This window comes from Streptomyces sp. NPDC052721 (genome assembly GCF_040678315.1).
GTDB lineage: Bacteria > Actinomycetota > Actinomycetes > Streptomycetales > Streptomycetaceae > Streptomyces.
Window position 1 is genome coordinate 100,119 of record NZ_JBFATL010000014.1, and the last position, 20,724, is coordinate 120,842.

At 72.6% G+C, this 20,724-nt stretch carries 19 protein-coding genes; 6 read left to right on the top strand and 13 right to left on the bottom strand.

Annotation, left to right across the window (positions count from 1 at the left end; all coding sequences use genetic code 11):
• Positions 1 to 109: 109 nt before the first annotated feature.
• The gene (locus tag AB0L21_RS16340; protein WP_365784582.1) at positions 110 to 520 is read right to left on the bottom strand and encodes a hypothetical protein; all 411 of its coding nucleotides are present in this window, start codon (positions 518 to 520) and stop codon (positions 110 to 112) included.
• Positions 521 to 585: 65 nt separating this feature from the next.
• Positions 586 to 969 (bottom strand): hypothetical protein, encoded by a 384-nt coding sequence (locus AB0L21_RS16345; RefSeq protein ID WP_365784584.1) that lies wholly within the window; start codon positions 967 to 969, stop codon positions 586 to 588.
• Between the two features lie 248 nt (positions 970 to 1,217).
• Between AB0L21_RS16345 and AB0L21_RS16350 the strand changes: the two genes are divergently transcribed.
• Positions 1,218 to 1,691 carry a carboxymuconolactone decarboxylase family protein gene (locus tag AB0L21_RS16350; protein WP_365708643.1) on the top strand — a complete coding sequence of 158 codons (474 nt, stop codon included), beginning with the start codon at positions 1,218 to 1,220 and terminating at the stop codon, positions 1,689 to 1,691.
• Between the two features lie 12 nt (positions 1,692 to 1,703).
• Here the strand turns inward: AB0L21_RS16350 and AB0L21_RS16355 are convergent, their stop codons facing one another.
• On the bottom strand, positions 1,704 to 2,180 hold the full coding sequence (locus AB0L21_RS16355; RefSeq protein WP_365784586.1) for a DUF2000 domain-containing protein: 477 nt from the start codon (positions 2,178 to 2,180) through the stop codon (positions 1,704 to 1,706).
• On the opposite strand from AB0L21_RS16355, the gene AB0L21_RS16360 reads away from it, so the two are divergent.
• Positions 2,179 to 2,976, top strand: coding sequence for an AraC family transcriptional regulator (locus AB0L21_RS16360; RefSeq protein ID WP_365708647.1), 798 nt, complete (start codon positions 2,179 to 2,181; stop codon positions 2,974 to 2,976). The genes AB0L21_RS16355 and AB0L21_RS16360 overlap by 2 nt on opposite strands.
• Here the strand turns inward: AB0L21_RS16360 and AB0L21_RS16365 are convergent.
• From AB0L21_RS16365 to AB0L21_RS16375, 3 genes are all read right to left on the bottom strand, one after another.
• Positions 2,955 to 4,604, bottom strand: coding sequence for a glycosyl hydrolase family 28-related protein (locus AB0L21_RS16365; protein WP_365784588.1), 1,650 nt, complete (start codon positions 4,602 to 4,604; stop codon positions 2,955 to 2,957). The genes AB0L21_RS16360 and AB0L21_RS16365 overlap by 22 nt on opposite strands.
• Before the next feature lie 125 nt (positions 4,605 to 4,729).
• A complete protein-coding gene (locus AB0L21_RS16370) occupies positions 4,730 to 5,230 on the bottom strand; it encodes a YbjN domain-containing protein (RefSeq protein ID WP_365708651.1) in 501 nt (166 codons plus the stop codon).
• Positions 5,223 to 6,635 (bottom strand): glycosyltransferase, encoded by a 1,413-nt coding sequence (locus AB0L21_RS16375; protein WP_365784590.1) that lies wholly within the window; start codon positions 6,633 to 6,635, stop codon positions 5,223 to 5,225. Before AB0L21_RS16375 ends, AB0L21_RS16370 begins: the two co-directional genes overlap by 8 nt.
• 256 nt (positions 6,636 to 6,891) lie before the next feature.
• Between AB0L21_RS16375 and AB0L21_RS16380 the strand changes: the two genes are divergently transcribed.
• The 3 genes from AB0L21_RS16380 to AB0L21_RS16390 all read left to right on the top strand — a co-directional run bounded on the left by AB0L21_RS16380 (position 6,892) and on the right by AB0L21_RS16390 (position 10,598).
• Positions 6,892 to 7,704 (top strand): class I SAM-dependent methyltransferase, encoded by an 813-nt coding sequence (locus tag AB0L21_RS16380; protein WP_365708655.1) that lies wholly within the window; start codon positions 6,892 to 6,894, stop codon positions 7,702 to 7,704.
• A gap of 213 nt (positions 7,705 to 7,917) precedes the next feature.
• Positions 7,918 to 9,003: an NlpC/P60 family protein gene (locus AB0L21_RS16385; RefSeq protein WP_365784592.1), complete on the top strand. Its 1,086-nt coding sequence runs from the start codon at positions 7,918 to 7,920 to the stop codon at positions 9,001 to 9,003.
• A gap of 293 nt (positions 9,004 to 9,296) precedes the next feature.
• Positions 9,297 to 10,598: a fused response regulator/phosphatase gene (locus AB0L21_RS16390; protein WP_365708659.1), complete on the top strand. Its 1,302-nt coding sequence runs from the start codon at positions 9,297 to 9,299 to the stop codon at positions 10,596 to 10,598.
• 112 nt (positions 10,599 to 10,710) lie between these two features.
• Here the strand turns inward: AB0L21_RS16390 and AB0L21_RS16395 are convergent, their stop codons facing one another.
• The 3 genes from AB0L21_RS16395 to AB0L21_RS16405 form a co-directional block, all read right to left on the bottom strand.
• Complete coding sequence (locus tag AB0L21_RS16395; protein WP_365708661.1) at positions 10,711 to 11,058, bottom strand: DUF2516 family protein; 348 nt, start codon at positions 11,056 to 11,058, stop codon at positions 10,711 to 10,713.
• Between the two features lie 108 nt (positions 11,059 to 11,166).
• Positions 11,167 to 11,784 carry a hypothetical protein gene (locus tag AB0L21_RS16400; protein ID WP_365784594.1) on the bottom strand — a complete coding sequence of 206 codons (618 nt, stop codon included), beginning with the start codon at positions 11,782 to 11,784 and terminating at the stop codon, positions 11,167 to 11,169.
• Between the two features lie 81 nt (positions 11,785 to 11,865).
• Positions 11,866 to 12,354: a helix-turn-helix transcriptional regulator gene (locus AB0L21_RS16405; RefSeq protein WP_365784596.1), complete on the bottom strand. Its 489-nt coding sequence runs from the start codon at positions 12,352 to 12,354 to the stop codon at positions 11,866 to 11,868.
• Positions 12,355 to 12,479: 125 nt separating this feature from the next.
• Here AB0L21_RS16405 and AB0L21_RS16410 point away from each other — a divergent pair, with 125 nt between their 5' ends.
• The gene (locus AB0L21_RS16410; protein WP_365784598.1) at positions 12,480 to 14,849 is read left to right on the top strand and encodes an excinuclease ABC subunit UvrA; all 2,370 of its coding nucleotides are present in this window, start codon (positions 12,480 to 12,482) and stop codon (positions 14,847 to 14,849) included.
• 29 nt (positions 14,850 to 14,878) lie between these two features.
• On the opposite strand, the gene AB0L21_RS16415 is transcribed toward AB0L21_RS16410, so the two are convergent.
• The 4 genes from AB0L21_RS16415 to AB0L21_RS16430 form a co-directional block, all read right to left on the bottom strand.
• Positions 14,879 to 15,436: a DUF6817 domain-containing protein gene (locus AB0L21_RS16415; protein WP_365784600.1), complete on the bottom strand. Its 558-nt coding sequence runs from the start codon at positions 15,434 to 15,436 to the stop codon at positions 14,879 to 14,881.
• 208 nt (positions 15,437 to 15,644) lie between these two features.
• Positions 15,645 to 17,675, bottom strand: a complete 2,031-nt coding sequence (locus tag AB0L21_RS16420; RefSeq protein ID WP_365784602.1) for an AAA family ATPase — start codon at positions 17,673 to 17,675, stop codon at positions 15,645 to 15,647.
• A gap of 50 nt (positions 17,676 to 17,725) precedes the next feature.
• A complete protein-coding gene (locus tag AB0L21_RS16425; protein ID WP_365708673.1) occupies positions 17,726 to 18,340 on the bottom strand; it encodes a TetR family transcriptional regulator in 615 nt (204 codons plus the stop codon).
• 9 nt (positions 18,341 to 18,349) lie between these two features.
• The gene (locus tag AB0L21_RS16430) at positions 18,350 to 20,608 is read right to left on the bottom strand and encodes an aminoglycoside phosphotransferase family protein (RefSeq protein WP_365784604.1); all 2,259 of its coding nucleotides are present in this window, start codon (positions 20,606 to 20,608) and stop codon (positions 18,350 to 18,352) included.
• Between the last annotated feature and the right edge of the window lie 116 nt (positions 20,609 to 20,724).

Below are 20,724 nucleotides of genomic sequence, written 5' to 3' on the forward strand. Positions count from 1 at the left end.
TCGCGGTCCACTGTCCATCCAGGTCATCCACGCCCCGGGGCGCGCATCCAGTGGGCTCCTGCTGCGCGGCGACGCGGCAACGTAGGCCTCAGCGATGGCCGCCCGCTGATCAGACCGGGATCCAGTCAGGCCACCCCGGCGGGACGTTGGACGCCGGGCAGAGGCCCGAGTCGCCGGGGTAGTCGTTCAGCGTTCCCCGGACCGCGAAGAGCCACCAGGCCAGGCACACCGTCGTGACGATCACCAGCAACGTCGGCAGTGCGACGCGGATCGTCCTCGGGGCACCGGACACCAGGCGGCGGCCGACGGCTCCGGCCATCAGCGCCACGAGTGCTTCCGCACCCAGGGCCAGCGGGAGCAAGGCGTTGAGTTCCAGGCGTCCGCCGGCGTCGTACCCCGCGTCGCAGTACGCGCGGGCCCAGACGGTCAGTGACCAGGCGGCGTAGCCCATGGCGGCCCCGAACACGGCGGAGGCCGCCCAGGGGAGGCAGGAGTCGGAACTCGGCTTGGCTGTGGTCACGACAGGACACGACAGCGAACGCACCCGGCGCGGTTCCGCGCCGGGTGCCTGGTCCACCGCACAGGTCACCTCAGGTGCGGTACGCAGCCGAACCAGTTCACCGCGTGCTTGTCCTTCGTGTAGCCCATGCACCTCAGCGTCTTGTCGTGCAGGGTGCCGGTCCCGGCGATGTCCTCGTCCAGGTAGTCCGTCGTGTGGCGGGGCTGGACGAGGGTGTCGATGTCGATGACGTACCAGCGGTGTTTCTGCTCCGGGATGTCGCAGCCGTGGGCGGTGACGTTGCGGCTCGGCCCTTCGCTCCATATCGGGCGCTCGGCACGCTCGCACTGTGCCCTTTCCGATGCGGTGGCGGTGCCGGCGCCGGTGCCGAGCAGGGCCGTGGCGCCCATGGCCACCGCCGCGACGGCGCCGAGCAGGCGGTGCGGGGTGTGGTGCATCGAGTGGTTCATCAAGTGGGTCTCCCTGGCAGGCGCAATGACGGACGGCGGACGGCCTGTCATCTCTCTGTGATCGTCACACCGGTTCCGGCGGCCGTCCTGGCGAGCGCCATGCCCCTCCCACGTCCCGGTGACGGAGGTGGTGCCAATGCAGCAGTCGGAGTGATTGTGTGACGCGGGTCACTGTTCGGCGCGTCACATCTCCGGCTCGCCCTCCGTCAAGGAGGTGCAAGCAGCCGCAACCCACTCAGGAGCACACCATGGACGCTCGGCTCAATCTCTTCGCCAGCCCCGTCATCGGCAAGGTGTTCAAGCACTTCAACGCGGCCGGCAGGGCGATCACGGAGTCCACGCTGCCCGCTGCCACGCAGGAGCTGGTGAAGATCCGTGCCAGCCAGATCAATGGGTGCGGGTTCTGCACCGACATGCACACCAAGGACGCCCTGGAGGCCGGGGAGACGCAGACCCGGCTGAACCTGGTCGCGGCCTGGCGTGAGGCCACCGTGTTCACCGACGCCGAGCGGGCGGCGCTGGAGCTGGTGGAGCAGGGCACCCGGATCGCCGACGCGGCCGGCGGGGTCCCGGACGAGGTGTGGGCGAACGCCGCCAAGCACTACGACGAGGAGCAGCTCGCCGCCCTCGTGGCCCTCATCGCCCTGATCAACGCCTACAACCGCGCCAACGTCATCGTCCAGCAGCCCGCCGGCGACTACGTCCCCGGCATGTTCGGGTGAACCGGCAGAGGATCACGGGTGCATGCGCGCGCCCTTCAGGACCTTGTCCACTCCGTTCCTCGGGCCGTAGACCGCCACGCCCACCAGGTCCAGCTCGGCCGTCGGGACGGCGCGGACCGCCGCGCGGTTGTCGCGGTCGTTGCCCGTGGTGAACAGGTCCGCTGTGAACACCGCGCACGGCAGGGCACGGCTCAGCGCCCTGCCGTGCGCCGCCTTCAGGGTCTCCTTCGTGCCCTCGAAGACCAGCACCGGCTGGCGGAACATCGGCAGGTACGACACGCCGTCCGCGTCCTCGTACGGGTCGCCGACCACCTCGGGAAGCGTCGGGCCCAGGCCGCTGACCAGGAACGCGGTCACGTTCAGGCGCTGCCAGGGCTCCAGGTCCTCGCGCAGCAGCACGGCGATCTTCGTGTCGAAACGGATGGGTTCAGTGGTCATGGGGTGAGACTCGCGGGCGGCGCCCGGTCGCGTCTTGTACGTTTTTTGCATGGCCGCCGGGCAGGAACTCGTCAGCGCGTGGCGTCCCCGGGTGCCGGGCGTCACCGAGGTCTTCCACGCCCACTTCACGGAGTACGCCTATCCGATGCACGTCCACGACGCCTGGACGCTGCTCATCGTGGACGACGGGGCCGTACGGTACGACCTCGACCGGCATGAGCACGGCACCCCGCTCGACACCGTGTCGCTGCTGCCGCCGCATGTGCCGCACAACGGGTCGCCTGCCACGCCGGGCGGTTTCCGCAAGCGGGTCGTCTATCTGGACAGCAGCCGGCTCGGGGAGGAGTTCATCGGGCCCGCCGTGGACTCCCCCGACCTCCGGGATCCCGTGCTCCGGCTGCGCGTCGGGCAGTTGCACTCCGCCCTCGCGCGGCCCGGCGACGAGCTGGAGGCGGAGAGCAGGCTGGCCCTCGTCGCGGAGCAGCTGCGGCACCGGCTGCGGCGGCGCGCGGCCGGGCGACGGCATGAGAGTCCGGTACTCGCCCGCAGGCTGCGGGAGTTGCTGGACTCGCGGGTCGTCGACGGTGTCTCGCTGGAGGAGGCCGGCCGGTTGCTGCACGCCCATCCGGCGCATCTCATCCGGGCGTTCAGCGGCGCGTACGGCATCGCCCCGCACCAGTACCTGATGTCGCGGCGGGTCGGGCGGGCCCGGCGGCTGCTGCTGGACGGGCTGCCTCCGGGCGAGGTGGCCCCGGTCGCCGGGTTCTACGACCAGGCCCATCTCACCCGGCACTTCAAGAAGCTGGTCGGGGTGACTCCGGGGCGTTATCGGAGCAGGGCGCGCTGAGCGTCGTACAGGTTGCGCGGGCGTACGGCGTCCGTGGTGCCGTACAGCTCCAGGCGGGAGTGCAGGTCGCCGGTGAAGTCGGGGACGTCGGTCTGGTCGAATTCGCGGACCTCGTTGATGCCGACGGTCGCCGAGTACGGGGCGAGGCCGTCGATCTTCATCAGGCCGGCCCGGCCGTTGGTGACCCGGATGTTCCAGTGGGTGAACCGGGCGCCGAAGAGCGGGCCGGCGCTGGCGTCCCCGCCGTGGCGGCCGTTGTTGTCGACGGTGATGTCGGTGCGGACGTTGGCGAAGGGCAGGCCGCGGTGGCTGTCGAAGGTGCCCATCCGCATGTCGCCGCGCGACCAGACGTTGTGGGAGGACAGTCCTTCGACGTTGATGCCGTGCAGTTGCGTGTTCGCGGGCGCGGGGACCGTGCGCTCCTCGATGGTGAAGTCCTCGATCAGGTTGTCGTGGGAGCCCTCGCGGCAGAAGTACGGGTGGTGCGAGCCGCGGCCGGCGACCCGGGTACGGCGCAGGGTGCAGGCGGAGGCGGCGACGAGGCCGAAGCCGTTGTCGACGTGACGGACCGTGACGTCGTCCACCCAGCAGTCGTAGGCGCACTGGAGGACGACGCCGTTGTAGCCCTTGTCGAGGAGGTGGGGGGACTGCGGGGTCTGAACCGCTTCGAGGGTCAGTCCTTCGACGCCTGATCCGGTCAGCTCCGTCACGTGCGTGGTCAGGCGCGGGTCCCACTCGGGGCGGATGTCGAGGGGGAGGGGGCGTTCCAGGGTGACGCTCCGGCCGTGGACGCGGTGGACGCGGACGGGCCATTCGTAGGGGACGTACGACGTCAGTTTGGTCTTGTCGTCCCAGACGTACGACGCCGGGCCGGGGCCGTCGCCCGCCATGTGCTGGAGGAGGGTGTGGGTGGCGTCGTCGGCGAGGCGGAGGAGGACGAGCCGGCCGGGGTGGAGGGCGGAGGCGTCGGCGACCGTGACCGTCCACGAGCCCCGCTCGGCCGGTGCGACGGTGGTGAGGGTCGTCCACTCGTCCCGCCTGTTGCCGGTCCAGCCCTCGAAGGGCCAGGCCCGGTCCCTGATGGCGGCGGTCAGGGATTCCCAACGGGCCCTCGGCGCCAGCCAGATGAGGCCGCCGGCCCAGGACCAGGAGGATTTGTCGCCGCCGTAGCGGGAGCCGTAGACGCCGATCAGCTCGGTGAGGTTCTTCGTCGCGTACAGGGTCGTACGGCCGCTGCCGGCGCCGCGCAGGACGACGTTCGAGTCGCCGAGGCGGATGACGTCGTCGATGCGGTAGGTGCCGGGCGGGATGGTGACCGTGCCACCGCCGGCCCTTCCGGCGGCGGCGAGGGCACGGTTGATCGCGGGGGCGCAGTCCGTGGTGCCGTCGGGTACGGCGCCGTACGCGGTGACGTCGGCGACGACCCGGGGGCGGGGCAAGCGGCTCGCTCCGGCCCGGCAGCCCGCCCGGCCGATGTACGGGATCTGCGGGTGGGTGAGCGGGGTGCGGGTGAACTCCCGCCACAGGGTGGGTGGTTCGGCCGCCCGTGCGGTGCCGGTCGCGGCGCCCAGGGCCACCGCGGTGGCGCCGGCGAGCAGGGTTCGTCTGGTGAGGTGCGTGTTGCTCATGTCCACCCGCCCCTTACATCTTCCCGGTATTCATCTATATGAATGACGTTCAGGAATGCGTTGGCGGTGAGCATGCCACTGCGCCCGGCGAGCGGGAAAGGGGTCGTACCGAAGAAAAGCGAGCGTCAGTCCGTCGGGCGGTCGATCAGGTGCATGAACGCCTCCAGGTTCCGTGTGGACTCGCCGCGCGCCACCCGCCAGGCGTACTCCTTGCGGATCGAGGAGGCGAACCCCAGCTCCAGCAGGGTGTTGAAGGCGCCGTCGGCCGCTTCCAGGACCTGACCGAGGAGCCGGTCCACCCCGTCCGGGGTGACGGCGGCGAGGGGCAGCCGGGCGGTGACGTAGACGTCGCCCAGGTGGTCCACGGCGTAACTCACGCCGTACAGCTTGAGGTTGCGCTCCAGCAGCCAGCGGTGGACGCCCGCCTCGTTCTCGTCGGGGTGGCGGACGACGAAGGCGTTGAGGGACAGGGAGTGGCGGCCGACGAGGAAGGACACCGTGGTGGACAGCTTGCGCGTACCGGGGAGCTTGACCACGTAGTTCCCGGGCCCGGGGCTCTCCCACTCCAGCTCCGCGTCCCGGAAGACGCTCTCCAGGACCTGTCCGGCCTTCTCGACATCACCCATGGTGGGAGCGTACGCGACGGCGGTGGGACTGGGTCGCGGCCGTGTAGACGTCGGCGGTGGCGGCGGCGGCGGCGTCCCAGCCGAAGGACTGGGCGTGCCGGGCGGCGGCCCGGCCCATGCGCGCCGAGAGGGCCGGCTCGTCGGCGAACCGGCGCAGCACGCGCGCGTAGTCGGCGGGATCGTGGCCCCGGACGAGGAAGCCGGTCTCGCCGTCCCGCACGGCCACCGGCAGACCGCCGACCGAGGCCGCGAGCACCGGCGTCCCGGACGCCTGCGCCTCGATGGCGACCAGACCGAAGGACTCGCTGTACGAGGGCATGACCAGGACGGACGCGGCCCGGAACCAGTCCGCCAGCTGCTCCTGGCCGATCGGCGGGCGGAACCGTACGACGTCCGCGATGCCGAGCCGGGCCGCGAGCTTCTGCAGCCCCTCCGGCTTGGCGAGCCCGCTGCCGCTGGGGCCGCCGACGACCGGGACGAGGATGCGCGAGCGCAGCTCCGGGCGCTCGTCCAGCAGGACGGCGACCGCGCGCAGCAGGATGTCCGGTGCCTTGAGGGGCTGTATGCGGCCCGCGAAGAGGGGGATCAGGGCGTCCCGCGGGAGACCGAGGCGGGCGCGGGCGGCGGCGCGGGCGTCGTCGGCCGGGGCGGGCGAGCCGTCGCTCAGGGAGCCGTCGCTCGGGAAGCCGTCGCTCGGGAAGCCGTTCTTCGGGAAGGGGCGGAAGCGGTCCAGGTTCACGCCGGGGTGGACGACGGCGACCTTCGCGGGGTCGGCGGCGTAGTGCTGGACCAGCTCGCCGGCCTCCTCGGCGGTGTTGGCGATCAGCCGGTCGGCGGCGGCCACGATCTGGGTCTCGCCGATGACCCGGGCGGCGGGCTCGGGGGTGTCGCCGTCGGCCAGGTTGGCGTTCTTGACCTTGGCCATGGTGTGCATGGCGTGCACCAGGGGCACGCCCCAGCGCTGGGCGGCGAGCCAGCCGACGTGGCCGGAGAGCCAGTAGTGGGAGTGGACGAGGTCGTAGTAGCCGGGGCGGTGGCCGGCCCAGGCCTGCATCACGCCGTGCGTGAAGGCGCACAGCTGGGCCGGGAGATCCTCCTTGGCCAGGCCCTCGTAGGGGCCCGCGTCGACGTGCCGGACGAGGACGCCGGGGGCCAGCTCGACGGTGGGGGGCAGGCCGCCGGCCGTGGCCCGGGTGAAGATCTCGACCTCGATGTTGATCGCGGCCAGCCGCTGGGCCAGCTCCACGATGTAGACGTTCATGCCGCCCGCGTCGCCGGTGCCGGGCTGGTGGAGCGGGGAGGTGTGCACGGAGAGCATGGCGACCCGGCGGGGCCTGCGGTACAGCCGGAGCCGCGTGCCGGCCGACGGGGAGCGTCGCCCGAGCCTGCTGACGTACTGGCTCACCTGGCGTTCCTCCTTGTTGCGGGCATGCCTGACGAGGGCCCACCTCGCCCTCCAAGGTGGTCCAACAGTGGGCGGGTGTCCGGCCATTTCCCGATCAGGCGGCTTTGCCGAATCATTACCCTTGGCCGATCAACCGTTCGGTGCGGGTCGCTCTCCGGCTGCGGGTACGTCGTGGCTGGTCGCGCCCACGCGGCAAAGCCGCACACCGACACGGCCCCGCGCCCCGGCGGGGCGCCGCCCGCTTACCCTCGTACCCATGACAGCCCGCACCGCCGCCCGCCCCATTGGAACGGTGACGCGCGGGACGACCAACCCCAACCGGCTCCGCCGCATGGACCGCTGGATCGCGGCCACGCACGGCGCCGAGCTGCGCCGCGCGAGCGACCCGGTGGCGATCGACCTGGGATACGGCGCCGCCCCCTGGACCGCCGTGGAGCTGCTGACCCGGCTCCGCACGGCAGCGCCCCGCGCGCGCGTGGTCGGTATCGAGATCGAGCCGGACCGGGTGGCGGCGGCCCGGCCGTACGAGCGGGAGGGGCTGGCCTTCCGGCACGGCGGCTTCGAGATCCCGGTCCCCGGGCGCCCGGTGCTGATCCGGGCCGCCAACGTGCTGCGCCAGTACGACGAGGACGAGGTCGCCGCGGTGTGGGAGCGGCTGCGCGCGCGGCTCGCCCCGGCGGCCGGCGGCTCGCGCGGCGGGCTGCTGGTCGAGGGGACGTGCGACGAGATCGGGCGGCGGCACGTGTGGGTGGCGCTCGGCCCCGAGGGTCCGCGCACGGTCACCTTCGCCACCCGGCTGGGCTCCCTGGACCGCCCCTCCGACCTCGCCGAGCGCCTGCCGAAGGCGCTGATCCACCGCAATGTCCCGGGCGAGCCGGTGCACGCCTTCCTCCGCGACTTCGACCGCGCCTGGGCCGCCGCCGCGCCCTACGCCTCCTACGGCGCCCGGCAGCGCTGGCTGCGCGCGGTGCGGGACCTGACCGCCGACTGGCCCGTCACCGACTCCCCGGCCCGCTGGCGGCAGGGTGAAGTGACGGTGGCCTGGGCGGCGTTGGCTCCCCGGGTCTGACACCGGTTCGGCATCACCCGTTCGGGGGGCCGGGCAGCGGAGGCGGAACGATCTCCGCGCGTCGTTCGTCACACCGGCGAGGAGATCGTCGTATCCGGCGGTGAGCGGGGGAATTCCGGTTTCCGACGACCTCTGTCGCTTTGCACGCGGCCGTGGCACGATCCCTCAGACGACCGTAAGTTACTGACGGTAAATCAGTTTGGGGGAAGAGGTATGGGACCGGGCAAGCGCGGCCTGCTCACGGCCGCCCTGACCGTCATCTGCGCGGTGACCGTCCTGTCGGCGCCCGGCACGGCGTTCGCGACGCCCGGGCCCAGCCGCACACCGACGGCGACTCCCACACCGACCGCGACTCCCGCGCCCGGCAAGGACCTTGAGGAGGTCCGCGCGAAGCTCGACAAGCTCTACCACGACGCGGCCGTGGCCACCGACGCCTACAACGCGGCCGAGGAGAAGGCGGAGAAGCAGTCCGCCGAGATCGTGGCGCTGGCGAAGAAGATCGTCGAGGGCCGGCGGAAGCTGGAGAAGCTCAAGGACCAGGCGGGCGCCGCCGCCCGCGACCAGTACCGCACCGGCGGCCTGTCCGACACGGCCCGCTTCCTGCTCGGCGACGACCCGGGCCGGTTCCTGGACGGCGCCGGCCGGGTGCTCCAGGGCCAGCGGGCGGCGAAGAACCTGATGACGGACAAGGCCCGCACGCAGCAGGAGTTGCAGCAGTACGCCGACGACGCCTCCGCCCGCTGGAAGGAGCTGGAGGCGAACCGCAAGGCCAAGGACGCCGCCAAGAAGAAGATCGAGAAGCAGATCGACGCGGCCGAGAAGCTTCAGTCCCGGCTGGAGAAGAAGGAGAAGGAGCGGCTCGCCGAGCTGGAACGGCAGGCCGCGGCCCAGGCGCAGACCGCCTGGCTGGACACCGGCGTCCTCAAGGACGTCCACGGAAAGGCCTCCGCGCAGGGCGAGAAGGCCGTGAAGTACGCCACCCGGCAGCTCGGCAAGCCGTATGTGTGGGGCGCCGAGGGGCCGGACTCGTTCGACTGCTCGGGCCTGACCTCCCAGGCCTGGGCGGCGGCCGGCCATCCCGTGCCGCGCACCTCGCAGGAGCAGTGGAAGCAGCTGAAACGCGTCGACGTGAAGGACATGCGCCCCGGCGACCTCGTCATCTACTTCGACGACGCCAGCCATGTCGGGATGTACATCGGCGACGGCGCGATCATCCACGCGCCGCGCCCCGGGCGGACGGTGACGATCGCGGGCGCCGGCTCGATGCCGATCCTGGGGGTCGTACGGCCGGACGCGTGACCGGACGCCCGCGCGGTGCGGCGCGGGCCATGTCCCCGGTGACGTACGTCATGTGAGCCACCGCACGCCCGATCCCCTGCCAAACTCCCCCAGGACGTGAGCTTCGTCATCCCGTCGGGGCCGTCGGCGTGTCCAACTGCGGTACGGAACGCGGCATATGACAGTGGCGGGCACCGGAGCGACGCGGCTCACACCATTCCATCGGGGCGGTCCCAGCCGCTATGGTCCCGGTCGGTGGGTCGAGACCCCTCGACGCCGCCGTGCCCTCGGGGGGAGGGAAGGAACCCAGGACAATGCCCGTACCCGTACCGCGGCAGAGAGCGATCCCGGCCGTGGAGAGTGGTCAGGCGCAGGCCGCCCGCGCAGCCGGCGGCCCCCTCAAGGAAGAGGCCCACCGCGACGCCACGGCCGTGAACGGCACCGGCGCCACTCTCACCCTGCTGCTGATCGAGGACGATCCGGCCGGCTCGCCGATCGTGCCCGACCTGCTGGACTCGGCCGGCAAGCCGATCCGCGTCCGCACCGCCCGCAACCTCACCGAGGCCGAGCGGCTGCTCACCGACGACGTCCACTGCATCCTGCTGGATCTGGCGCTCCCGGCGCCCTGCGGCAGCGACACCGGCGACGAGCTGGCCGTGCTCCGGCACGTCCTCCAGCTCGCGCCCCGGCACGCCGTGCTGGCACTGACCGCCTCCGGCGACGCCGAGCGCGGCGCCGAGGCCGTGCGCGTGGGCGCCCAGGACTACCTCTTCCGGGACGAGCTGGACGGCCGGCTGCTCAGCCGCGCCATCCGCTACGCGGTGGAGCGGAAGCGGTCCGACACGGCCGAGCGCAGGCTCGCCGAGGGCAAGCTGCGCGCCCAGGAGAACCGCCGGCTGGAGCGCGGGCTGCTGCCCACGCCGCTGCTGGAGGGCTCCTCGCTGCGGTTCGCCGCGCGCTACCGCCCCGGCCGGTCCCGGGCGCTGCTCGGCGGTGACTTCTACGACGCCGTCCGCACCCCGGACGGCACCGTGCACGCCATGATCGGTGACGTCTGCGGGCACGGCCCGGACGAGGCCGCGCTCGGCGTGGAGCTGCGCATCGCCTGGCGGGCGCTGACCCTGGCCGGGCTGTGCGGGGACGAGCTGCTGAACACGCTCCAGCAGGTGCTGGAGCACGAGCGCGCCGACGAGGAGATCTTCGCGACGCTGTGCACGGTGGACATCGCGCCCGACGGCCGCCGGGCCGGCCTGTGCCTGGCCGGCCACCCGGCCCCGCTGATCGCCCGCCCCGGCCGGCCGGCGCGGCTGCTCCCCTACGAGAACAACGGCCCCGCCCTGGGGCTGCTGCCCGGCGCCCGCTGGCCGCGGATGCAGGTCGAGCTGGGTGCCGAGTGGAGCCTGATGCTCTACACCGACGGGCTGATCGAGGGCCGGGTCGGTGAGGGCGGGGAGCGGCTCGGGCAGGACGGCATGCTGGAGATGATCCGCCGGCAGCTCTCCGAGGGGCTGCGGGGCGAGGAGCTGCTGCGGGCCGCGGTGCACGAGGTGCGTGAGCTGAACGGCGGCGAGCTCACGGACGACGTGGCGGTGGTTCTGCTGGACCGGAGCCGGTGAGCCACGGTCGGAGCCGGTGAGCGACAGACTCGCCGTAGAGCGTGTCTCGCCGTTCCCGTGTGCCGGGTGTTGCGGCGGTCAGCGGAACCCGAGCCCCTGCGGGGGCGCTCTGTCAGCGACCCCCGTTGTACGGGCCGTACGGGCCGTCGCTGCTGCTTCCGCCGCGGCGGCGGCCCCAGCCGCGACCGCCGCCCACCTGCTGGAGGGCGGGGCGGACGTCGACGATGTAGACGATGCTCGCCACCGCGCCGGCGATGGGGAGGATGGACAGGATCGAGAACAGGTAGCTGACCACGAGGGCGATGCCGAGGATGATCAGCCAGAAGACCTTGTTCTGCTTGTCGGCCGCGCGGAAGGCGTCCTCGCGCCGGAACGCCGCGTCGAACAGTCCGAACGCGGACAGGGCCATCAGAACGATCTTCAAGATGCCCATGAAACCCGCGAAGCCCAACATCAGCATGCTGCCCACCGCCCGTTGATTCCCGATCCTGCTACGCCGCCACCGTACCCATAGAACGGGCCGGACACCCCAAAGGTGCCCGGCCCGGACCCGTCTCGTCGGCCGTGGTCACTTGGCCGGCGGGGTGGTCTTCTTCGTCGTGGCGGTTGTGGTGGTGGTGGTGGTCTTGCGGGGCGCCGGGGCCTTCTTCGCCACGGGCTTCTTGTCCTCGGCCGGCTCGGCCTTCGCCTGGGCCGGCTTGGGCTGGTCGTCCTTGACCTCGACCGGCTCGGCCTTGCCCTCGACCGCGATCGCCAGGTCCTCGATCTCCTCGGCGGCCTCGCCGCGCCAGGTCTTCACGGCCTGCTCGCCGTGCTCGGCGACCCGCTCGTAGGTCTCGCGGGCCTTGACGGCGTACTCGGCGGCGACGCCGACGCTGCGCAGGGCGAGGTCCTGGGCGGTCTCGCCGAGCTTCTTGAGGTCGACGTCGATGGTCCCGATGAACTCGTTGACCTTGGCCTGAAGGGTCTCCTGCGCCTCCTTGGCGCGGGCGGCGGCCTTCTCCTGCACGGCCTTCGGGTCGGTGTTGCGCACGGCCTCGATGCGCGCCGGGGCCTCGGCGCGCAGCTGCTCGACCAGGGCCGGCACCTTCTTGGCCTGCTGAAGCGCCAGGTCGGCGGTGCCGGCGGCGAAGTAGAGCGGGGTCGGGTCGCTGAGGGTCTTGCGCAGGTCGTCGGTGATGGCCATGGTGAGGGTCCTCCCGGATCGGATTCGCGTTCGGCTGGGTTGGTGTGGTCCGCGGCGGGCGTCCGGTGCCCTGGTCCGGCGTCAGCCGGCCGTCCGCCGCGGGCCGGCGTCCGTGTCACTTCCGGCGGCATCGCCTCCGCCGGCCGTACGGCTGCCGCCGCCGGTCCCCTGGTCCACGGGTCCGTCCCCGGGCCCGTCCTCCTCGGCGCGCTCGCCGATCCCGAAGCCGTTCTCCTTGCGGAAGGACTCGTAGATCTGGAGCAGCACCTGCTTCTGCCGCTCGGTGAGCGTGGGGTCGGCGAGGATGACGGCGCGCGTCTCGACCTCGTCCCGGTCCCGTTCGGCGTCGAGGATGCCGGCGCGGACGTACAGCGTCTCGGCGGAGATGCGCAGGGCCTTGGCGACCTGCTGGAGCACCTCCGCGCTGGGCTTGCGCAGCCCGCGCTCGATCTGGCTCAGGTACGGATTGGACACCCCGGCGGCGTCGGCGAGCTGCCGCAGCGACAGCTGGGCGTTCCGCCGCTGTTCGCGCAGGTACTCACCGAGGTTGCCGACGTTCAGCGATGCCATGCCTCCACCTTGCCCCACCGTCGCTAACAATTGCAAGCACCCGCTTGCAAGAGTGTGTCGTGTCACCGGGAAGGGATCAGGAACGGAGAAGCGCCGGCCGCCGGGCCGCCGCTACGGTGGCCGGCATGGACGACGCCATCGCACGGCATGCCGCCGACAGTCATGACCTGATCCGTGTGCACGGGGCACGCGAGAACAACCTCAAGGACGTCAGCGTCGAGATCCCCAAGCGCCGGCTCACGGTGTTCACCGGGGTCTCCGGCTCGGGCAAGAGCTCGCTGGTGTTCGACACCATCGCCGCCGAGTCACAGCGGATGATCAACGAGACGTACAGCGCGTTCGTCCAGGGCTTCATGCCCACGCTGGCGCGGCCCGACGTCGACGTGCTCGACGGGCTGACCACCGCGATCATCGTCGACCAGCAGCGGATGGGCGCCGACCCGCGCTCCACGGTCGGCACCGCGACCGACGCCCACGCGATGCTGCGGATCCTGTTCAGCCGGCTCGGCACCCCGCACATCGGCTCGCCCAAGGCGTTCTCCTTCAACGTCGCCTCGATCAGCGGCGCGGGCGCGGTCACCGTGGAGCGCGGCGGTAAGACGGTGAAGGAGCGCCGCGCGTTCAGCATCACCGGCGGCATGTGCCCGCGCTGCGAGGGCCGTGGCACGGTCACGGACATCGACCTGTCCCAGCTCTACGACGAGGACAAGTCGCTCAGCGAGGGCGCGCTCACCGTCCCCGGCTACAAGCCCGGCGGCTGGAACCACCGCCTCTACACCGAGTCGGGCCTCTTCGACCCCGACAAGCCGATCCGGACGTTCACCCAGCGGCAGCTGGAGGACTTCCTGTACCGCGAGCCGACCCGGATGAAGATCGCGGGCATCAACATGACCTACGAGGGTCTCGTGCCGCGCATCCAGAAGTCGATGCTCGCCAAGGACCGGGAGGCGATGCAGCCGCACATCCGGGAGTTCGTGGACCGGGCGGTCACCTTCACGACCTGCCCCGACTGCGACGGCACCCGGCTCAGCGAGGCGGCCCGGTCCTCGAAGATCAAGGGGATCAGCATCGCCGACGCCTGCGCGATGCAGATCAGCGACCTGGCCGGGTGGGTGCGCGGCCTGGCCGAGCCGTCGGTCGCGCCGCTGCTCACCGCGCTGGGCGAGACGCTGGACTCGTTCGTGGAGATCGGCCTCGGCTATCTCTCCCTGGACCGGCCCGCGGGCACGCTCTCGGGCGGCGAGGCCCAGCGGACGAAGATGATCCGCCATCTCGGCTCCTCGCTGACCGATGTCACGTACGTCTTCGACGAGCCGACCGCCGGCCTGCACCCGCATGACATCCGGCGGATGAACGACCTGCTGCTGCGGCTGCGGGACAAGGGCAACACGGTGCTGGTGGTGGAGCACAAGCCGGAGGTCGTCGCGATCGCCGACCACGTGGTGGACCTCGGCCCCGGCGCCGGTACGGCGGGCGGCACCGTCTGCTTCGAGGGCACCGTCGCCGGGCTGCGGGCGAGCGGCACGCTCACCGGGCGGCATCTGGACGACCGGGCGGCACTGAAGAAGACGGTGCGCACGCCGGCCGGGGCCCTGGAGATCCGCGGCGCCACGACCCACAACCTCCGGAACGTGGACGTCGACATCCCGCTCGGCGTGCTCGTCGTCGTCACCGGGGTCGCCGGCTCCGGCAAGAGTTCACTGGTGCACGGGTCCATCCCGGCCCGCGAGGGTGTGGTGTCGGTGGACCAGGCGCCGATCCGTGGGTCGCGGCGCAGCAACCCGGCGACGTACACCGGTCTGCTGGAGCCCATCCGCAAGGCGTTCGCCAAGGCCAACGGGGTGAAGCCGGCGCTGTTCAGCGCGAACTCCGAGGGCGCCTGCCCCTCCTGCAACGGCGCCGGTGTCATCTACACCGACCTGGCGATGATGGCCGGGGTGGCCACCACCTGCGAGGAGTGCGAGGGCAAGCGGTTCGACGCGTCGGTGCTGGAGTACCGCCTGGGCGGGCGGGACATCAGCGAGGTGCTGGCGATGCCGGTGACCGAGGCCGAGGCGTTCTTCGCCGACGGTGAGGCCCGCACCCCGGCCGCCCACCGCATCCTGCGGAACATGGCCGACGTGGGCCTCGGCTACCTCACCCTCGGCCAGCCGCTCACCACCCTCTCCGGCGGCGAGCGGCAGCGGCTGAAGCTGGCCACGCACATGGCGGAGAAGGGCGGGGTCTACGTCCTGGACGAGCCGACCACCGGTCTCCATCTCGCCGACGTGGAGCAGCTGCTGGGCCTGCTCGACCGGCTGGTGGACGCCGGCAAGTCGGTGATCGTCATCGAGCACCACCAGGCGGTGATGGCGCACGCCGACTGGATCATCGACCTCGGCCCCGGCGCCGGTCACGACGGTGGGCGCGTCGTCTTCGAGGGCACCCCCGCGGATCTGGTCGCGGTCCGTTCCACCGTCACCGGCGAGCACTTGGCGGAGTACGTGGGCGCGTGAGGCGTGCCGGGGCCCGGCCGCTCGGTCCGCTAACGGGCCAGCACGGACTCGCAGGCCTCCCACGCCGGCCGGCTCAGCAGGGGGCGCAGGCGGGTGAAGAGGGCGAGCAGGTCCGGGCCCCACCGCGCGCGGAAGGACGGGTCCTCACGGGCCAGGTCCAGTTCGTTGGCGGCCGTCAGTTCGGCGATGTCGCGGCGCGGGCCGCGCTCCGGGACGTGGGCGCGGCCGGTGAACCGGTCGTGGAAGGCGCCGTCGGGCTCGGCGAGTGTCCGGTAGGTGGCGCTCCGGTCGCAGGAGGCGTACAGGTAGACGATCGTCTCGGCCTCCGTTCCGATCACCGCGGCGAGGTCGGCCCGGCGGTCCAGCGGGAGCAGACCCGTGGCGAAGCCGTCGGTGCCGTAGCAGGCGTGGCACAGGCCCGCGAGCCGGAGGGCCGGGCGGGCGCCCCAGTCGGCGAGTTGCCGTTCGACGCGCCCGAGGTGGGCGAGGAGGGTGCCGCCCGGGTGGGCGAGGCCGGGGGCACCGAGGCCGCGCAGGAGCGCGACGGCCCGAGCCGTGGCGGACGGTGTGTCGGGGGAAGGGGGCACGATGCTCCTCCATCGCTTACGGCGCCGTCGGCACAACACGGCACTCGGTGCGGGAACCCGGCGGAAACGGTGGCTCCGGCCGGGCAGGTCGTGAGCCGGCGGGCAGCCCTCCCCGAGCATGCGAGCAGCCCCCGGTCCGGTCAATCCTCCGCTTTCCTCCACGGCCCCAAGCTCCGCCTTTCACCCAACGGCAACCCCCCGTCGGCCGTCAGAACGGCAGCGGCCGGCTGTGTACGACGTCCAGCCGGGACACCGCCCGGGTCAGCACCACGTACAGCCGGTGGGCGCCGCGCTCCTCCGCCTCGGCCACGGCCGCCGGTTCCACGGCGATGACGTGGTCGTACTCCAGGCCCTTGACCATGCTCGCGGGGACGACGGTCAGCCGGGCGCCCAGCGTGCCGGGGCCGGCCGGGTCGAGACCGGCCCGGCCGAGCGCCGCGCGCACCCGGTCGGTGTCCGCGTCGGCCGTGACCACGCCGACCGAGCCCTCCCGGGCGAGGGCGTCGCGGACGGCGGTGACGGTGGTGCCGAGCGGGTCCTCGGTGGGCCGCAGGGTCAGCTCGCCGTCCGTGCGCAGCGAGGTGGCGGCGGGTACGGCGACGTCGAGGCGGGCGAGCAGCCGGTTGGCGAGCGCCAGGACGGCCGCCGGCACGCGGAACCCGGTGGTCAGCGGCACCACGGCCGCGTCCGGCCGGCCCAGGTGGCGCAGTGGGACGGACCAGTCGCGGGCGGCCCACGGGGTGGTGCCCTGGGCGAGGTCGCCGAGGACGGTCAGCGAGCCGAACGCGGCCCGGCGGGCGATGGCCCGGCACTCCATCGGCGACAGGTCCTGCGCCTCGTCCACGACGAGGTGGCCGTAGCCCTCGGGGTGTTCGACGAGCCCGGCGAGTTCGTCCAGCAGCACCAGGTCGGCGGCCGACCAGCGGGCCGACTTGTACGAGCGCGGCGGGCGGGGCCAGAGCAGTGCCGCCTGCTCGTCCGGGTCCAGCAGGCCCTCGGCCGCGCGCCCCAATGCCTCCCCGTCGGTGAGGAGTTCGGTGAGGAGCTGTTCGGGGCGGACCTTCGGCCACACGGCGTCGAGCTGCTCGGTCAGCGGCCGGCAGCGCTCGACGCGGCGCACCCAGGAGGCGGGCAGCACTCCGGAGCGCCGTTCGGCCCGGTCGCGCAGCCGCCGTACCACCCGGGTGCGCACCCGTTCCCGTCCGACGGCGTACGGCGGTTCCTCGGCGCGCACCTCGGCCACGAGGTCGGCGAGTTCGCCGGCGGGCACCCGCCAGCGGTACGACCCGTCGGGCACGGTGAGGTCGCCGACGCCCGCGGTGCTCACCCGCGCGTACAGCGCCCGGCGCAGCACCTCGGCCATGCGCGGGTCGTGCTTGAGCGCCGCGGTCTTCAGGGGATCGGTGCCGGTGACCGGGTGGCGGGCGATCTCGTCCAGCAGCGTGGACTGGCGGACGCCTGTCTCGCCGAGGGCGGGCAGCACCTCGGCGATGTAGCTGAGGAAGGTGCGGTTGGGGCCGAGGATCAGCAGGCCGGAGCGCTGGAGCCGCTTGGGGTGGGTGTAGAGCAGGTAGGCGGCGCGGTGCAGGCCGACGGCGGTCTTGCCGGTGCCGGGGGCGCCCTGTACGCACACGGAGTCGGTGAGGGGGGCGCGGACGAGGTCGTCCTGTTCGGGCTGGATGGTCGCGGCGATGTCCCGCATGGGGCCGACGCGGGGCCGCTCGATCTCGCGGGCCACGATGTCGCTGGCCCGGGACTCGCCCCGGCCCAGGTGCTCGTCCTCCAGGCCGGTGAGGTCGGCGGAGTCGCCGCGGCTGCCGGGCGCCCAGCCGAACCGGCGCCGGACCGCCACGCCCTGCGGGTCGCGGGCGCTCGCCTGGTAGAACGCGCGGGAGACGGGAGCCCGCCAGTCGACCACGAGCGGCGGTGCGGCCGGGTCCTCGGTGATGCGGACCCGGCCGACGTGGTAGCTCTGCCCGCCGTGTGCGGGGTCGCCGTCGGCGAAGTCGAGCCGGCCGAAGAACAGCGGGCCCGGCGGGAGTTCGCGCATGGCCTTGGCCTGGCTGCGCAGCCGGTGGCCGAGGACTTCCGCGTCGGCTCCGGAGGCGGAGACGTCCTCGCCGGTGACGACCTGTTCGGCGGCGCCCTCGACCATCGCGGCGAGGGCCGTGCGGCAGGTGTCGTGGTAGGCGCGCTCGGTGTGCAGGGTGTCCTTGAGGGCGGAGTCGGGTGACGGCATGGCGCCAGCGTACGGCAGAAATGTAACTGAGTTAAGTTTTTAACCGAGTATCACGGCATGCGCCGAAGCTCCGGCAAGCCCTCCGCCAGCCGCCGGAACGCCCGCTCCGCCGCCGCCACCGCGTCCGGCGCCACCTCCGCCACCGGCTCCCCCGCCGCGATCCGCCGCCAGTTCTCCAGGGCGAGGACGCGCTGGACGGCGATGATCTGCCCGGCGGCCAGCCGTGCCTCCAGATCACCCCCGAGCGCCTCGGCGAGCGCCGCCTCCGACCGCTCCTGGTGGGCGTACGCCCGCGCCACCAGGGACGGAGTGCCGTAGAGCAGACGGTGGAAGGCGAGCACGTCGGGGTGGTCGTTCAGGCCGGTGACCGGGTCGCGCCGCTCCAGGCCGGCGAGGAAGTGCCGGCCCAGCGCGTCCACCGGGTCGGCCGCCCCGGCGGCCACCCGCGCGGCCTCCGTCTCGTGGTCCGCGATGCGGTGAAGGACCAGGTCCTCCTTGGCCGGGAAGTACCGGAAGAGGGTCGGCTTGGAGATCCCGGCCGCGGCGGCGACCTCCGCCACGGACACCGCGTCGAAGCCCCGCTCCAGGAACAGCCGTACGGCGATGTCCGACACGTCCTGGTACATCCGCTGCTTCTTGCGCTCGCGCAGGCCCATCTCACCCATGGCAGGAGCCTACGCAGGGCCGTCCGGACCGGTTCGCAGGCCCAGCGCGCGGGTCAGGTAGGGATTCGACCGGGGCGGGATGGTCAGGCCCAGCGACGCGGTGGCCGCCGCCAGGGTCATCGCGTACGAGTCCAGCGCCCGGCGGACGTTGGGCGCCTCCCGGCTCGCTCCGGTGACCAGCCGGTCGAGATCGACGTACGCCGAACGGACGGTCTCGATCCACCGGTACACCCGCCAGTCCTGACGCCAGTTCCGGGTGCACTCCCGCGGCAGGCTGCGCTCCCAGCGGCGGAACATGCGGTCCCGGATCTCCGGCCGGGTGGGGGTGAGGTGCATGTGCCGGACCAGGTCGTAGAGCGGGTCCCCGACCAGCGCCATCTCCCAGTCGATCAGGGTCAGCGCCAGGCCGTCGTCCCGGCGCACCAGGTTCCAGGGGTTGAGGTCGCCGTGCAGCAGGGCCGGGGTGCGGCGGGTGAGCCGGTGCCGGCCCAGGATCTCGCGCAGCCGGGGCGCGCCGGGCAGCCCGAGGAAGCGGGCCAGCTGCTGTGACTCCTGGGGCAGACCGGCGACGAGCAGGACGAGCTGGTCGCTGAGCCAGTCGTAGAAGTCCAGGCGGACGGCGACCGGGTCGAGCTGGGCGTGGTCGACCTCGGTGAGCGCGGCCAGCTGGTCCACGAGTCCGTCCGCCTCCTGCGGAAGCAGCCCGTGGACCGGGTGGGCGGGCTTGCGGCCGGGGTCGCGCGGACCCTCGTAGGTGTGGATCGCGAAGCGGTCTCCGGAGTACGTCCGGTTGCCGGAGTGGCTCTCCCCCAGTGCCAGGATCCTGGGCGCGGCCACCGCCGCCCGGGACTGTTCGATCGCCCGCAGTACCGCGTGCTCGCTGAGGAAACTGCGTTCGAGCCGACGGGCGTCCGCCACCTTGCGCCGCACGATCACGGGGAAGGCGGTGCCGGGGACCCACACCACCGTGTTGAGGTGCACCGTGCCCTTGAACACCCGTTCGGCCGGGGCCGCGCCCTCCAGGAGCAGGGCGTTCCCGACGGCCGAGCCGGGGAAGTCGGGGTGCTCCGACACGCGCCCGTCCGGCTTCCAGTCGATGGCGCGGGTGACCCGGCCGCCGCGGCCCGCGCCGCCGCGCCACACCGCGTCGCTCGCCGATGCCCGCCAGCGGTAGAGGATCCCCTCGATCTCCCGCTCCCCCGGCACCTGCCCCAGACGCAGCGGCTCGGCGGCCAGCTCCAGGGCGCGGTGCACGCGGGCCGTCGCCTCGTCCAGGCTCTTCTGGTCGAAGGAGTCCTGCAGGGACTTCGCCGCTCTCATCACATCGGGGTACACCGACTGGGCCCGCTCGAAGGCGAGGTAGTGGGGCAGGTCCTTGGCCACCCCGTTGACGGCGGCGGGGCGCACCGCCTGCACGGCGCACGCCCAGGCGTCGACGACCTCCTTCTCCTGGTGGTCCGGATAGCGCATCCGGACCAGGTGGGTGGCGAGGTCGTGCAGCGGGTCGCCGTAGCTCGCCAGCTCCCAGTCGACGCAGATCAGAGGCGGATCGCCGCCGTAGGACATGATCACGTTGTCGCGGTGCAGATCGGCGTGGAGCAGGCTGTACGGCCGGCGTGCCATGGCCGGGACGCGTTCGGCCAGCCGGACCAGCGCGTCCTCCGGGATGCCCAGGGCGGCGAACAGGCCGCCGAACGCCGTCCAGTTGGGCTGCCGGATCTGCAGGTCGGCCATGCGGGCGAGGGTCTGCAGGAAACCCTGGCTGTCGGTGTAGTTGCGCGGCCACAGCGACGGCAGGGGCGGTAGCGTGGCGCTGCTGCGCACCTGGGCGGTCTCGGCGAGCAGTCCCGCCAGCGCTCTTATCAGCAGACCGTCGACCGGCTTGCCGTCGCCGCACACGCTGGACAGCGGTACACCGTCCACATAGCTGTGGATGGCGAAGCCGTCGCCCTCGGCGAGGCACTCGGGCACGTTGGGCAGCACGCCGTTGACGGCCCGCAGGATCGCCGACTCGTTCTGCCAGGTGCGGATCACCACCGGCAGCGCGCCCGTCCGCCGCACCCGCACGGTCACGGGGACGCCCGGTTCCCGGTCGAGCAGCCGGGCCACCGGCTCGGACAGCGGCACCACGTAGTTCTGGTTGTGGAACCCGCCGCTGGCCGCCCCCTCGGCGGCGGCATACTCCAGGAACGTCTGGAGGACGGCGTGGATCCGGGCTCCGTCGGCGCGGCCCCCGGTCGTGTCGAGGGGGACGGAAGGTGCGCCCACTGGCCGCTCCGGGGGTCGATCGCGCGAGAACACGAAAAGGGGAAGGCTGGGGAAACGGTAAGTCCGCGTGACAGCCGGCACGACCGGACGCCCAGCGGAGTAGGCCAACGGTGGTC